This is a genomic window from Petrimonas sulfuriphila, assembly GCA_038561985.1.
In the GTDB taxonomy this organism is placed as follows: domain Bacteria; phylum Bacteroidota; class Bacteroidia; order Bacteroidales; family Dysgonomonadaceae; genus Petrimonas; species Petrimonas sulfuriphila.
Map to the genome: position 1 here is coordinate 1,588,596 of CP073276.1, position 15,469 is coordinate 1,604,064.

At 45.5% G+C, this 15,469-nt stretch carries 10 protein-coding genes; 3 read left to right on the forward strand and 7 right to left on the reverse strand.

Annotated elements, in window-relative coordinates:
* Positions 1-19: 19 nt before the first annotated feature.
* From priA to KCV26_06570, 5 genes are all read right to left on the reverse strand, one after another.
* Complete coding sequence (gene priA / locus KCV26_06550; protein ID WZX38028.1) at positions 20-2,257, reverse strand: primosomal protein N'; 2,238 nt, start codon at positions 2,255-2,257, stop codon at positions 20-22.
* A gap of 7 nt (positions 2,258-2,264) precedes the next feature.
* On the reverse strand, positions 2,265-2,888 hold the full coding sequence (locus KCV26_06555) for a PorT family protein (protein WZX38029.1): 624 nt from the start codon (positions 2,886-2,888) through the stop codon (positions 2,265-2,267).
* 183 nt (positions 2,889-3,071) lie between these two features.
* A complete protein-coding gene (locus tag KCV26_06560) occupies positions 3,072-3,827 on the reverse strand; it encodes a succinate dehydrogenase/fumarate reductase iron-sulfur subunit (GenBank protein ID WZX38030.1) in 756 nt (251 codons plus the stop codon).
* A gap of 20 nt (positions 3,828-3,847) precedes the next feature.
* Entirely contained in the window at positions 3,848-5,788 is a 1,941-nt protein-coding gene (locus KCV26_06565) for a fumarate reductase/succinate dehydrogenase flavoprotein subunit (protein WZX38339.1), read from the reverse strand.
* Positions 5,789-5,878: 90 nt separating this feature from the next.
* Positions 5,879-6,565, reverse strand: coding sequence for a succinate dehydrogenase cytochrome b subunit (locus KCV26_06570; GenBank protein ID WZX38031.1), 687 nt, complete (start codon positions 6,563-6,565; stop codon positions 5,879-5,881).
* Between the two features lie 427 nt (positions 6,566-6,992).
* Here KCV26_06570 and KCV26_06575 point away from each other — a divergent pair, with 427 nt between their 5' ends.
* Positions 6,993-7,844: an endonuclease/exonuclease/phosphatase family protein gene (locus KCV26_06575; protein WZX38032.1), complete on the forward strand. Its 852-nt coding sequence runs from the start codon at positions 6,993-6,995 to the stop codon at positions 7,842-7,844.
* 81 nt (positions 7,845-7,925) lie between these two features.
* On the opposite strand, the gene KCV26_06580 is transcribed toward KCV26_06575, so the two are convergent.
* Positions 7,926-9,119 (reverse strand): pyridoxal phosphate-dependent aminotransferase, encoded by a 1,194-nt coding sequence (locus KCV26_06580; protein ID WZX38033.1) that lies wholly within the window; start codon positions 9,117-9,119, stop codon positions 7,926-7,928.
* Positions 9,120-9,390: 271 nt separating this feature from the next.
* On the reverse strand, positions 9,391-10,023 hold the full coding sequence (locus KCV26_06585; protein WZX38034.1) for a peroxiredoxin: 633 nt from the start codon (positions 10,021-10,023) through the stop codon (positions 9,391-9,393).
* 224 nt (positions 10,024-10,247) lie between these two features.
* Between KCV26_06585 and guaB the strand changes: the two genes are divergently transcribed.
* Both guaB and KCV26_06595 read left to right on the forward strand, forming a co-directional pair.
* Positions 10,248-11,726 carry an IMP dehydrogenase gene (guaB, locus tag KCV26_06590; protein WZX38035.1) on the forward strand — a complete coding sequence of 493 codons (1,479 nt, stop codon included), beginning with the start codon at positions 10,248-10,250 and terminating at the stop codon, positions 11,724-11,726.
* A 158-nt stretch (positions 11,727-11,884) separates the two neighbouring features.
* Entirely contained in the window at positions 11,885-15,298 is a 3,414-nt protein-coding gene (locus tag KCV26_06595) for an isoleucine--tRNA ligase (GenBank protein WZX38036.1), read from the forward strand.
* Positions 15,299-15,469: the final 171 nt, after the last annotated feature.

The window sequence follows — 15,469 nt, forward strand, 5'->3', positions numbered from 1 at the left end:
GGCAGTTCGGTTTTTTGCGTTAACCCATCACATCCACATCAAAATACAACACCAAATATTTAAAATCCTGTTTTTCGCGAAAGCGGGATTCAACGGATTTAATGAATTGTCGGGTTTTGGCAGGGGACAAATGGTTGTCGAGCTTGAGCAGAATCTGGCGGAGATGATATTGTTGAATACGGCTGATAAACGGTTTGTTTGGACCGAGCACCATTTCACCAAGCGATTGTTGTAATAACCGGGCGAAAAATGCAGACCCCGATTCCACTTTGTGTTCGTCTTTGTGTTTAAATACAATGGAAATTAACCGCTTGTAAGGGGGATAGTTGAATAACTTTCGTTCCTCTAGCTGGGAGTGGTAGAAACCTTCGTAATCGTTTGTCTCCAGGTATCGGTAAATCGGTTGCCCCGGATCGGCGGTCTGAATGACAACTTCACCTTGCCGGTTTTTTCTGCCGGCACGTCCGGCGGCCTGTAACATCAGCTGAAAGCCGCGTTCGTGCGAACGGAAATCGGGTCGATTGAGCAATCCGTCTGCTGAGACAATCCCTACAAGGCTCACATTCTCGAAATCCAACCCTTTCGAGAGCATTTGAGTACCTACTAAAATTTGCACTTTATTTTTCTGAAAATCGGAGATTATCTTCTCGTAAGCGTATTTCCCTTGTGTGGTATCGGTGTCCATCCGTGCGACAGTGGCACTGGGGAAAAGTTGTATCACTTCTTCTTCCAGCTTCTCGGTACCCATGCCGACAGGCTCTATGCTTTTTTCGTGACAAACAGGACATTCACCGACCGGTTTATACGTCTTGTTGCAGTAATGACATTTCAGCTCCCCGCGATTCTTGTGGTAGGTAAGTGATACGTCACAGTGGTTGCATTTTGGGATCCAGCCGCAAAGCTTGCATTCCAGCATAGGAGCAAACCCGCGCCGGTTGCGAAACAGAATCACCTGCTCGCCCGATCCCAGGGCCGTGTTTATCTTTTCGATCAGTCCAGGGGCAAGTAGCGTTTTCATTTTCTTTGTTCGGCGGAGCTCCCGGGTGTTCTCCAGTGTGATGCGGGGAAGTTCGATATTTTCAAATCGTTTTTCGAGGGTTACAAGTCCGTATTTCCCGGTTTTAGCGTTGTAATACGTTTCGATGGACGGTGTAGCCGATCCTAGCAATGTCTTTGCACCAAAAGTTTGAGCCAGTACTATGGCTGTATCACGCGCGTGATACCGGGGCGCTGGTTCCTGTTGCTTGTAACTGGTTTCGTGCTCCTCATCCACGATTACCAGCCCCAGTTGGCGGAAAGGCACGAATAGCGACGACCTTACGCCGATAACGATTTCATAAGGCGAATCCGATAGCATTTTTTGCCAGATCTCAGTACGTTCATTATCGTTTATTTTGGAGTGATAGATTCCGAGTTTATCTCCAAAAACCGCCTGAAGCCGTGAAGTCAGTTGTGTGGTGAGGGCGATTTCGGGAACCAGATAAAGCGTTTGTTTCCCTTGATTCAGCTGCTCTTCGATGAGGTGGATGTAAATTTCGGTTTTCCCGCTCGATGTAACCCCGTGTAAAAGACAAACATTTTTTTCTTCAAATGAACGGTTTATCTCTTCCAGTGCCTTTTGCTGATGGTCATTTAAGTTAAACGCCTTACGCGATGATACAAAATGCGTATCGATCCGGCTCACCTCTTCCGGGTACTGGATCACTATGTTTTTCTCCGTCAACCCCTTTAAAACAGTATTGCTGTAGCCGGTTTTTGCAGTAATTTCCTTTTTCGGAATGCCCTCCCTGCCTTCTTCCAAAAATAATTGCCTAAGTGCTTGATAAAGTTCAGCTTGTTTTTTAGACCGCCCGGTAAGCCGGTCAATATCATGGATGCCTGTGTTGAGCCGGATATAGGTTTCCGTTCTGGATCTATACCTTTCCTCCAGATCCTGTGGCTTCATCATCGATGGCAAGGCTGCCTTATAAACATCCCCCAACGGTGACAAATAATAAAAAGAGATCCATTCCCACAAACGAATCTGATGTTCGTTTACAACCGGATGTGAATCGGTGAGGGAATGGATTTCTTTTATTTCAACTCCTTTTGGCGGCTTATGGTGTAGCCTTAGGACCACCGCTGTGTAATACTTCCGTTTCCCGAAAGGAACAACCACCCTGAATCCGGTACCTATCTTTTCCTGCATCTCTGCAGGAACAACGTAGGTAAAAGATTCGGCTAAGGGAAGTGGCAGGATTACATCAGCAAACAACATGTTTCATTTAGAAAAACAGGGTAGCGGTAATGGACCAAAATCCATCCTTCTGATTAAAAATATCTTCAAAGGCGGGTTCATATACAGAGTAGTCATCGGTTAATTTCATCCTGTAATTAAAGCCTACAGCTACGTGGTTGATCACTTCCAGGCCGGCTCCCAGATTAACGCCTGCTTGAAATTTTTTTGCCTCTACCTTGTCCATAAAGACTTCAGATTTAAAATCATCCCCCGCTAGCCAGAAATTAGCGTAAGGACCGGCAGCCAGAAAAATTTTTACCGGGGAGATAAGCCCGATTTTGTATTTTAAGTTTACAGGAACGTCGATGGAATGATTGGAGATATCTTCAGCTACAGTTTTGATTCCCTGATCATTTACGGTTTTTATATTCATTTTCTCGTTGCTGTATAAAACCGATCCTTCAATTCCAAAATCAACAACAGGGAGCATAAATTCCAATGTAGGGCCCACCTTGAAGTCATTCATGTTTTCTACTGAATATACGTCCTTGGTAAAGGAAGGTTTGTTGATACCTACTTCTCCTCTTATGCCAAACCGTAATTGAGCACTTACCGTACCTCCCATCAATAGAAAGGCCAGGAGGATCATCCATAATTTCTTTGTTTTCATAACTAATGTGTTTTAGTAAATAATCAAACCGTTTGCAAATGCAAATCTATATAGTAAGACAGTTAAAACGGAAAAAAGTTAAATCCAGAATGTTAATTAATCCTATTTACGGATTAGCTCACAAAAGAAAAGCGTTCTGTTCCGCACAAGAACAAAACGCTTTGTAAATCGATTTAGAGCAGATTAGTCCTTTATTTTTGCTTTCAGAAACTCGCGGTTCAAGCGGGCGATATGGCTGATGGATATATTCTTGGGACATTCCTGTTCACAAGCACCCGTATTGGTACAGTTACCGAAGCCGAGTTCGTCCATTTTTGCTACCATCGCCTTGGCGCGTTTAACACGCTCTACTTGTCCTTGCGGGAGCAAAGCCAACTGGCTCACTTTTGCCGAAACGAAAAGCATGGCTGATCCGTTTTTGCAGGTTGCCACACAGGCTCCACATCCGATACAGGCGGCAGCATCCATGGCTTCATCTGCGGCATGTTTGGGAATTGGAATTGCATTTCCGTCGGGAACGCCACCGGTGTTTACCGAAACATAGCCACCAGCCTGGATAATTTTATCGAAAGCTGTTCTGTCGACCATCAGGTCCCGGATTACGGGAAATCCCGCTGAACGCCAAGGCTCAACTGTAATGGTGTCTCCATCGTTGAATTTGCGCATGTGGAGCTGGCAGGTGGTAATGTCTTCATCGGGTCCGTGCGGATGGCCGTTGATATACAAACTGCACATTCCGCAAATCCCTTCGCGGCAATCGTGATCAAAAACAACCGGATCCTTCCCTTCGTTGATGAGTTGTTCGTTCAGAATGTCCATCATTTCGAGGAATGAACTGCCCTGCGAGATCTCTTTCAATGCGTAGGTCTCAAAATTTCCTTTGGCTTTCGGGCCTTTTTGACGCCAGACTTTTACGTTGATATTTATATTTTTGTCCATAGGATGATACGATTTTTAAATTACGACTTATAATTGCGTTGTTGTCTCACGATAAATTCATAGTCGAGAGGTTCTTTGTACATAACGGGAGCTTTTTCTTCGCCCTGATATTCCCAACAGGAAACATAGGAGAACCGGTCGTCGTGACGTAAGGCTTCCCCTTCTTCTGTCTGATGTTCCAAACGGAAATGTCCTCCGCAGGATTCTTCTCTGTCTAACGCATCGTGAGCCATAAGTTCGCCTATTTCGATAAAATCGGCAAGACGAAGTGCTTTTTCCAACTCAATATTCAACGAGCTCTTTTCGCCCGGTATCCGTACATCTGCCCAGAACTCCTTTTTCAATACCTTCAACTCTTCGATAGCTTTCTTTAAGCCATCTGCTTCACGTCCCATTCCGACTAAATCCCACATGATGTGTCCGAGTTTCTTATGGAAGTGGTCCACGGAATGGTTGCCTTTTATGCTCATGAGCCTTTCCATACGTGCATCAATATCTTTTTCTGCTTTTTCAAACTCGGGGCTGTCGGTGCTGAACCTGGGTACCCTGATCTGGTCGGACAGATAACTTTGTATGGTGTAGGGCAGAACAAAATATCCGTCGGCTAATCCCTGCATCAATGCGGAGGCGCCCAGGCGGTTCGCGCCGTGATCGGAGAAGTTGGCTTCGCCAATGGCAAAGAGTCCGGGTATGGAGGTCATCAGTTCGTAATCAACCCAAATTCCACCCATGGTATAGTGGATGGCGGGATAGATCATCATCGGGGTTTCATATGGGTTGTCGTCGACGATCTTTTCATACATCTGGAAAAGGTTCCCGTAACGGGCTTCCACCACATCTTTTCCCAGACGTTTGATGGCATCGGCGAAATCAAGATAAACGGCCAACCCGGTTGTTCCGACTCCGTAGCCTGCGTCGCAGCGTTCCTTGGCTGCGCGTGATGCCACGTCGCGGGGGACAAGGTTCCCGAAAGCGGGGTAGCGGCGTTCCAGGTAGTAATCGCGATCTTCTTCCTTTATTTCTGTCGGCCTTAGTTTTCCTTCACGGATAGCCTGAGCATCCTCAAGCTTTCTGGGAACCCATATCCTGCCGTCATTGCGCAACGACTCCGACATAAGCGTCAGTTTCGATTGGAATTCACCGTGAACAGGAATACACGTCGGGTGAATCTGCGCCATGCAGGGATTGGCAAAATAAGCCCCTTTTTTGTAGCACTGCCAGGCAGCTGATCCGTTGGAGGTCATGGCATTGGTGGAGAGGAAGAAGGTATTTCCGTATCCGCCGGTAGCGATCACAACCGCGTGAGCAGCAAATCTTTCCAACTTTCCGGTCACGAGATTACGGGCTATGATACCGCGGGCACGCCCGTCGATGATCACAAGGTCAACCATCTCGTAACGCGTATATAGTTTTACTTGTTTCTTATTTACGGCACGGCTCAACGCACTGTAAGCACCCAGGAGCAATTGCTGGCCGGTTTGTCCGCGGGCATAAAAAGTCCGGGATACCTGCGCACCCCCGAAGGAGCGGTTGTCGAGCAAACCCCCGTATTCGCGGGCAAAAGGAACACCCTGGGCCACGCACTGGTCGATGATGTTGTTGGAAACTTCGGCTAGGCGGTAAACATTGGCTTCGCGTGCGCGGTAGTCACCTCCTTTAATCGTGTCGTAGAACAAGCGGTATACTGAGTCACCATCGTTTTGATAGTTTTTTGCAGCATTGATCCCTCCCTGTGCAGCAATGGAGTGGGCGCGGCGAGGTGAATCCTGGATGCAGAAATTCAACACATTGAATCCCAACTCGCCCAGTGATGCTGCTGCCGATGCTCCGGCAAGTCCCGTCCCTACGACAATTATATCGAGTCGGCGCTTGTTGGCAGGGTTTACCAGTTTTTGGTTCGCCTTGTAAGATGACCATTTTTCGGCCAAAGGACCTTTTGGAATTTTAGAATCCAACTTTATTTTGTTGTCTGTCAGAGTAGTTTTGTTTTCTACTTTTGCAGTTTCGTCTTCTTTGTTTATCATAATGTTTTTAAATTTTTATACGTAAAATTAGGCGCCAAAGCCAAGCAGATAATAAACCGGAACTGAAATGAACAACAGGCAAATAACGGTTGCAACCACATAGGATATTTTCTTCAGACGGGGCAGCCAGATCTGGTTGTTCCACCCCAGGGTTTGCATGGCACTCCAGAAGCCGTGAGTGAGGTGGTACCATAGCGCAACAAGCCATACGATATATACAATACTGTAAAGAGGTTGAGTGAACAGTTCACGGATAAAATAAGCACCATCCGTCGGATCGTGGTAGCCTGCAGCAGCATAGTTGTGCCCGTGCATCAACTCTACCAATTGCATTTTAGACCAGAAATGGATTAAGTGAAGCACCAAAAATCCCAGGATGATTGTACCCAGAACGAACATGTTTTTCGATGCCCACGAGACATTTTTTTGCGGTTGTGAAACAGCGTATTTGTTTGATCCTCTCGCTTTCTGGTTCTGAAGCGTTAAGATGGACGCATAGATAATGTGGATAATAAAACCCAACGCCAGAATTCCAGTTGCAATAAGTGCGTACCAGTTAGCTCCCAGCAATGATGCAATGGTGTTGTATGCATCGGCCGAAAGGATAACTACGAAATTCATCAAACTGTGAAACATCAAAAACAGGACGAGAAACAAACCGGAAATACTCATAATCAGCTTCCGTCCAATAGAAGATTTAATTAGCCAGCTCATAAAGTTTTTGTTTAAAATTTTATTTAGTAATTATATTGATTTTCAGTTACCGTGATCAAGAAATGAAAAATTTGCTTTAATAGGAATGTGGAAATTCAATTGAGAGCACAAAAATAGCATTTTATAACATCAAAAAAGAATAAATTAAGGAATAATTTTCCCGGCTCTCTTATTTAGAAGCATTCTTTTTAGCGGTCTTCGGGCCTTGAATATTCGGTATTTATTTTACGATACTTTTCGTAAATATAGTAATTAAATGTAATTTTGAGGGATTAAAAAACCGTTTTGAATTTTCATTTTTTCAAAATAGCCCGCTATTATGTGCGAACTGAAAATCCAAATCCATCCCAAAGTAGGCATAAAACAGGACATGAAAAAATTCAAAACGGTTTCTAAAATTCGATCATAATAATTAAAACATATTCAGATGAAACGATTACCGTTCTTTTTTCTGCTGTTTTTCAGCATAATTTTAATAGGATGTTCAACAACCAAAAAAAGCCTCACGATGAATATTGCTACGTTTAACGTCCTGATGGACACCAAAAAAGATCATCCGAATGCTTGGAAGTATCGCAAGGAGATGGTGAAGGGGCTGGTTCGTTTTCACGATTTTGATATTGTGGGTACACAGGAGGCGTTTAAGCATCAGCTGACGGATGTTCTTGAGCTTGGAAATTATGCTTACACCGGTTCAGGGCGCGACGATGGAAAGGATGCCGGTGAACACTCAGCCATTGTTTATAAAAAAGAGAGGTTCGATCTGTTGGAGAACGGAGATTTCTGGTTTGCTGAAAACCCTGACGTGCCGGGTAAAGGCTGGGACGCTACCTGTTGCAACAGGATCTGTTCATGGGCAAAGTTTAAAGACAAAGAAACAGGGAAAGTGTTTTTTGTTTTCAACTCACATTACGATCATGAGGGGCGTGAAGCTCGAAGAAATTCGTCGTTGTTGCTCTTAAAGAAAATAGAAGAGATTGCCGGAGACAATACCGTTTTCTGCACCGGGGATTTTAACGCTACGCCCGATGATGAACCCATACAAATCCTGAGGAATGACGGAAGGCTGAAAGATTCCTACTTGATTTCGGTGCAGCCGCCTTACGGGACGGAAGGAACGTTTAATGCATTGAACTTGAATTCTCCCATGAAGGGACGAATTGATTATATATGGGTTACGGAAGGGGTGAAAGTGAATAAATACGGCGTACTGAATGAATTGCCATACGCCCGTTTTCCGTCCGATCATTTTCCGGTGATGGTCAACGTCACGTTCTAAAGAAACAGGCGGCATTGCTGCCGCCTGTTTTTAGCTAATAAATTGCGATAACGCACTCTCGTGTAGAAACTGCGAAACGCTTTATCTCAGTTTTTCCAGTGCACCCTTTACCCTGGAAACGGCTTTTTCTATATTCTCATCCGATGTGGCATAAGAGAAGCGGATGTGGCCCGGTGCGCCGAAAGCATCGCCGCCCACGCAGGCAACGTGTCCCTGTTCCAGAAGATACATGGCCAAATCAGTTGCTGTGTCAATTCTCTTTTCGTCAAATTGTTTCCCCAGGTAACTGCTGCATTCAACAAAAACGTAGAACGCGCCCTTGGGGTCATTGACTTTCAATGCCGGAATTTCTTTCAGGAGCTTTGTGATCAGGTTTTTTCTCCTTTCAAATGCAACACGCATTTCTTCAACACAATCCTGATTCCCGGTGTAGGCAGCCTCGGCTGCTTTTTGTGAGATCGACGATGCTCCCGATGTGTATTGTCCCTGCAGTAACCCACAGGCGGAAGCAATCCATTTTGGCGCAGCAATCCATCCGATGCGCCAGCCTGTCATGGCGTATCCTTTGGAAACTCCGTTGACTACGATTACCCGCTCACGGACTTCTTCGAACTGAGCGATGCTCTCGTGCCTTCCTACGTAGTTGATGTGTTCGTAGATCTCGTCGGAAATAACATAGATACCGGGGTGTTTTGCCAAAACAGCGGCCAGTGATTTCAATTCATCGCGCGTGTAGACACTTCCTGTCGGGTTAGACGGAGAGCATAAAATCAATGCCCTTGTTTTGGGGGTAATGGACTTCTCCAGTTGTTCTGCGGTGATTTTGAAATCCTGTTCGATACCGGCATACACGAAGACCGGCTTCCCTTCGGCAATTTTTACCATCTCCGGATAGCTCACCCAGTAGGGGGCGGGAATGATTACCTCTTCCCCTTTATCTACAATGGATAAGATGACATTGCAGAGCGATTGTTTGGCTCCACTCGAAACCACTATTTGTGTCGGATCAACATCCAGGTTGTTCTCGTTTTTCAGTTTCGCGCAAATGGCTTTCCTTAGCTCGGGAAATCCTGGAACAGGTGAATAGAAGGAAAAATTATTGTCTATCGCCTTCTTGGCGGCTTCTTTTATGTGGTCGGGTGTGGAAAAATCGGGTTCGCCGACACTCATATTAATTACGTCAATTCCCTGAGCTTTTAGCTCGTTGCTTTTTTGTGCCATCGCGAATGTTTCGGATGGAGAGAGTGATTGCAGTCTTGCTGATAGAGGATTCATATATGTGAGAAGTTTGATGGTTGAAGCCAGAAGTCCGCTACCGGACGTCTGAGGTAAATCGATTGCAAAAGTAATTAAAAAACCGGATATTATTATCTATTTTCTCAAAAACAACACAATAAAGTCTCAAAAACACACATTTTTTTAGCCTATTGCAGCATATTTTCCAAATGCAGAAAACAGCAGAGCCCTTAAAAACGGGAACAATGCTGTTTTAAAACGATCGGACAAGGCAATGTCTTGTTCAAAAAGTTCCGGACTCCGTGTGGAGTTACTTTTCGGAAAGATACGAAGCAATCCCGTCCTGAGTTGCGATAAGGCCTTTGTCCCCCTTGTGCCAATCAGCGGGGCACACTTCACCGTGCTCCTCGGTAAACTGGAGTGCGTCGATCACCCTTAGTACCTCGTCAACGCTTCTTCCTAAAGGCATATCGTTCACAACCTGATGACGGACTATGCCGGCTTTGTCGATCAGGAACAATCCCCGGTATGCTTCAGGGGCACCTACGAAAATCGGATTATCCGATGAATCGGTATCGTATTCTCCTGCAAGTACATCGTAAGCCATGGAGATTGTCAACGCATGATCAGCTACAATGGGATAGGTGACACCCTGAATCCCCCCATCTGATTTTGGCGTTTGCAGCCATTTCCAGTGTGAAACTGCAGAGTCGGTAGAACAAGCCACAACTACTGTGTCGCGATTTTCAAACGCTGCTATTTTTTCTTGAAAGGCGTGCAATTCAGTTGGGCAGACAAATGTAAAATCTGCGGGATAAAAGAAAAAAACCACATATTTTTTTCCTAAATAATTGTCCAATGAGAAATTATCCTCAATGATGTTCCCGTCAAGAACTGCGGGTGCCCAAAAAACAGGCGCTCTTTTTCCTACTAATACTGACATATTTGTAAATTATATTTTTGTTAATTATGAATGACCGGCCAAAGATATAAAAATTAACCGTCAACCCTGTTTTTTTGTTCGCTTATCAGCTATTGAATATTTCTATAACAGTGGTTTAGCCGTTTTAAAAAAACAACGGTATGAAATAAAATTAACGTTTTAAAATCGTTGCATTCAATAAAAAGAGTTACTTTTGCATGCAATAAAATTTAAACATACAGATTATGTCATTTATTGCAGATAAAATTACAATGGAAGGGTTGACTTTCGACGATTTGTTGTTGGTCCCCGGTTATTCCGAAGTTCTTCCCCGAAACGTAGATCTCTCCACCCATTTTTCCAGAAATATCCCGCTTAACATCCCGATGGTGTCGGCAGCTATGGATACCGTTACGGAAACGACTATGGCCATAGCTATTGCCCGTGAAGGGGGTATGGGGGTCATACATAAAAACATGACCGTTGACGATCAGGCAAAACAGGTGCGTGCGGTAAAACGTGCGGAAAACGGCATGATTCTGAATCCCATCAGTATCCATCCTGAGAAAACAGTTGCCGATGCACTTGAAATGATGGCTGAATATAAGATCGGTGGAATCCCGGTCGTTATTGAGGACAATACGCTGGTTGGGATAGTGACCAACCGTGACTTGCGTTTTGAACGCAACATGGATAAGCTTATTCGTGAAGTGATGACCCGGGAAAACTTGATCACGACCCGTCAGACAACCGACCTGGAAGCTGCTGCCGAAATTCTTCAGCAGCACAAAATTGAAAAACTTCCTGTGGTCGATTCCAATTACCGGTTGGTGGGACTTATCACTTACAAAGATATTACCAAAGCCAAAGACAAGCCTTATGCATCGAAGGATGAGCAAGGTAGGTTGCGGGTTGCTGCGGGGATCGGAGTGACTTTCGACTCTGTGGAAAGGGCTGCCGCTCTTATCGATGCCGGTGTTGATGCCATTGTTATAGACACCGCTCACGGACATTCGAAAGGTGTTGGTGATATGCTAAAACTTATCAAAAAAACTTTTCCTGAAATAGACGTTGTGGTAGGAAATGTTGCCACGGCCGATGCAGCAAAATTTCTGGTAAAGGCGGGGGCCGACGGAGTGAAGGTAGGTATCGGCCCCGGATCGATCTGTACTACGCGGGTAATAGCTGGTGTGGGCGTTCCGCAACTTTCGGCTATTTACGATGTGGCACAGGCGTTGAAGGGATCAGGGGTGCCGCTCATCGCTGATGGCGGATTACGTTATTCGGGGGATATCGTGAAAGCGCTGGCAGCCGGCGGTTCATCCGTAATGATGGGTTCGTTGTTGGCGGGGACAGAGGAGTCACCCGGAGAAACAATCATCTTCAACGGAAGGAAATTCAAAACCTACCGGGGGATGGGCTCGCTTTCTGCAATGCAGAAAGGTTCGAAGGACCGCTACTTCCAGGACGTGGAAGACGACATAAAAAAATTGGTTCCCGAGGGGATTGAAGCCCGGGTGCCTTTCAAGGGAACGCTGCAAGAGGTTATTTATCAGATGGTCGGCGGACTTCGTGCCGGAATGGGTTACTGCGGAGCTTCAACCATCGAGAAACTGCACGAAGCCAAATTCACCCGCATCACTTCTGCCGGATATGCTGAAAGCCATCCGCACGGTGTGATGATCACGCGTGAAGCACCTAATTACAGCCGGGATAAGGAATAATACGATTTAGGAATTTAATTTCCAGGTTTACGACTCTCAACCCTGCACGACAAGCTGTGTGGGGTTGTTTGCTATTTTCTAATTTTCAGCTTTCTAATTTCTGTAAAAAATCACTACCTTTGCAGACAATTTTTTTAAGTGGTATAAAAACGTTGACAATGAGCAAGAAATTCACCGAATACAGTCAGTTAAATTTATCGGAGATCAATAAGGAAATGTTGCGGCAATGGGATGAGCAGAACGTATTTCGCAAAAGTCTGGAGATACGTGAAGGCCATCCGGAGTTTGTGTTTTATGAAGGCCCGCCTTCAGCAAACGGGATGCCGGGTATTCACCACGTAATTGCACGTTCCATTAAAGATATTTTCTGCCGTTACAAAACCATGAAAGGTTTTTTGGTAAACCGGAAAGCCGGCTGGGATACTCACGGACTTCCCGTGGAACTGGGTGTGGAAAAAACGCTTGGTATTACCAAGGAGGATATCGGTAAAACCATTTCGGTAGAAGAGTACAACAATGCTTGCCGTACAGAGGTGATGAAATATACCAAAGAATGGGAAGACCTCACGCGGAAAATGGGTTATTGGGTGGATATGAACGATCCGTACATTACCTATGATAATCGTTACATAGAGACGTTATGGTATCTGCTTAAAGAAATTTACAAAAAAGGATATCTCTACAAAGGCTATACCATTCAACCGTATTCGCCGGCAGCGGGAACCGGGCTGAGTACGCACGAGCTGAATCAGCCCGGTTGTTACCGCGACGTTAAAGATACCACCTGTACAGCACAGTTTAAAGTAATCCATCCGCTACCCGAGTGGAAACAGTTTGGCGAAGTCTTTTTTCTGGCCTGGACAACCACACCCTGGACACTGCCGTCGAATATGTTGCTGGCGGTGGGTCCGAGCATCGAATATGTTGCTGTTCAGACGTTCAATCAATATACGGGTTGCCCGGTGACTGTGGTGTTGGCGAAAAACCTTCTCGATTCTTATTTCCCGGCGAAGAACGCTCAACTAAAACTGGAGGATTATCAGGAAGGGGATAAAAATATACCGTTCCGGGTGTTGGAAAAAACATGGAAAGGCACGGAATTGGCCGGCCTGGAATATGAACAACTTTTCCCCTGGATAAAGGTGACGGAAAAAGCGTTTAAAGTCGTTTGTGGCGATTTTGTAACAACTGAAGACGGTACGGGGATTGTACACATTGCGCCTACTTTTGGAGCCGATGACGCGAAGGTGGGTAAAGAAAACGATGTCCCCGGACTAACCGTTGTTGACAAAGACGGAAACACCCGGCCAATGGTTGACCTGACCGGGAAATTCTTCCGCCTGGAAGACCTGGACGGTGGTTTTGTACAAAACAACGTGAATGTTGATTTGTACAAGGAGTTTGCCGGAAGATACGTGAAGAATGAATACGATCAAGCGTTGTCTGCTGATGAAGTAACACTGGATATCGACCTGTCCGTTTCTCTCAAACTTCGGAACCGTGCTTTCCGCATCGAAAAATTTGTTCACAGCTACCCACACTGCTGGAGAACAGATAAGCCCGTGTTGTATTATCCGCTCGACAGCTGGTTTATCCGCTCGACAGCTTGTCGTGAAAAGATGATGGAACTCAACGACACCATCAACTGGAAGCCCCAGTCCACCGGAACGGGCCGTTTTGGAAAGTGGCTCGAAAACCTGCAGGACTGGAACCTGAGCCGCAGCCGTTACTGGGGAACACCACTTCCGATCTGGCGTACAGAAGACGGCCGGGAGGAGAAATGTATCGGTTCGGTAAAAGAGCTGTGCAACGAAATGCAAAAAGCACTCGATGCCGGTGTGATGAGCGAACTGCCCTGGAAGGATTTTGACCTGAAGGAGTACAGGGATCTGGAATACGGGAAAATCGACCTTCACCGTCCCTATGTGGACAATATTGTGCTGGTCTCCGAAACCGGAAAGCCGATGCACCGAGAACTCGATCTGATTGATGTCTGGTTCGATAGCGGCGCCATGCCTTTTGCCCAGTTCTTCTATCCACACATAGCGGAAGAGAAATTTGCAAAAGTTTATCCTGCCGATTTTATAGCAGAGGGAGTTGATCAGACCCGGGGATGGTTTTTTACGCTGCACGCTATCAGTACGATGGTTAAAGGCAGTGTGGCTTTTAAGAATGTGATCTCAAACGGGTTGGTCCTCGACAAGAACGGCAATAAGATGTCGAAACGATTGGGAAATGCGGTTGACCCGTTTGAAGCTATAGAGAAGTTCGGTTCCGACCCGCTCCGCTGGTACATGGTTACCAATGCCGCACCCTGGGATAACCTGAAATTCGATATTGACGGCGTGGAAGAGGCCCGCCGCAAATTTTTCGGAACATTGTACAATACCTATTCCTTCTTTGCCCTTTATGCGAACGTGGACGATTTTCACAATCAATATCCCCCGATTGCACTGGCGAAACGCCCCGAGATTGACCGGTGGATCCTGTCGCTCCTGAACTCCCTGGTTAAAGAGGTGGACGGGGACTATGCCAGCTACGAGCCTACCAAAGCAGGAAGAGCAATAAACGACTTTGTAAACGACAACCTCAGCAATTGGTTTGTCCGTTTAAACCGCAAACGTTTTTGGGGAGGCGAGATGACCGAGGATAAAATGTCAGCCTATCAAACCCTTTATCAATGCTTGGTTACGGTAGCGAAGCTGATGGCTCCCATCGCTCCGTTCTATGCCGACAGGCTTTACCTGGATTTGGTGAAAGTAACCGGTAGCGAACGTTTTGAGTCTGTGCATCTGGCTGATTTCCCCGCCGTCGATGAATCGGCTGTCGATGTTGCCCTCGAAGAGCAAATGTACCTGGCACAAACAGCATCATCTATTGTGTTGGCGTTGCGGCGAAAAGTGAATTTAAAAGTCCGCCAGCCGTTGACGAAAATCATGATCCCCGTCGCAGATGAAAAGCAGCGCAGAAACATTGAAGCGGTTCAGGCTCTTATTCTTAGTGAAGTGAACGTGAAAGAACTGGAGTTCGTAGATTCGGCAAACGATATGCTAGTGAAGCGGGTGAAACCCGATTTCAAGAAACTTGGGCCTAAATACGGGAAAATAATGAAGCAACTTGCTGCACGTATCCAGGAAATGCAGCGGGATGAGATAAATAAGTTGGAGAAAAACGGTTGTTTTGCATTTCGGATAGAAGGACAAGAAGTCGTAATCGATCTGGCTGACGTGGAAGTTATTTCGGAAGATATCCCAGGCTGGCTGGTGGCCAACGAGGGACAGTTGACCGTTGCGTTGGATATCACCGTAACTGATGAACTGCGCAAAGAAGGGATTGCCCGCGAGTTGGTAAACCGTATTCAGAATTTACGCAAGTCGAAAGATTTTGATATTACCGACCGCATCGCTGTCCGGTTTTCGTCAAATCCGTTGTTCGACAGTGCCGTAAGGGAATTCAGCGAATATATCAAGACTCAGGTGCTTGCCGACTCTATAGAAATAGAAACACTGGTTTTTGAAGATGAAATAGAGATTGATGATGAGAAATTAACTATTGATATACGTAAACAATAGTCGGACTATTTGCGTTTATGATTGATATATCGGTAACTAATTTTTGTTATCTTTGCGAAAACAACTACAGGTAAGATTATTTTGACATAAAACAACACCGTTGCCGATTATTAATTGATCGATACTAAACGTTAGGAAAAACAATTGAAATAAATTATAAAATATTTACTG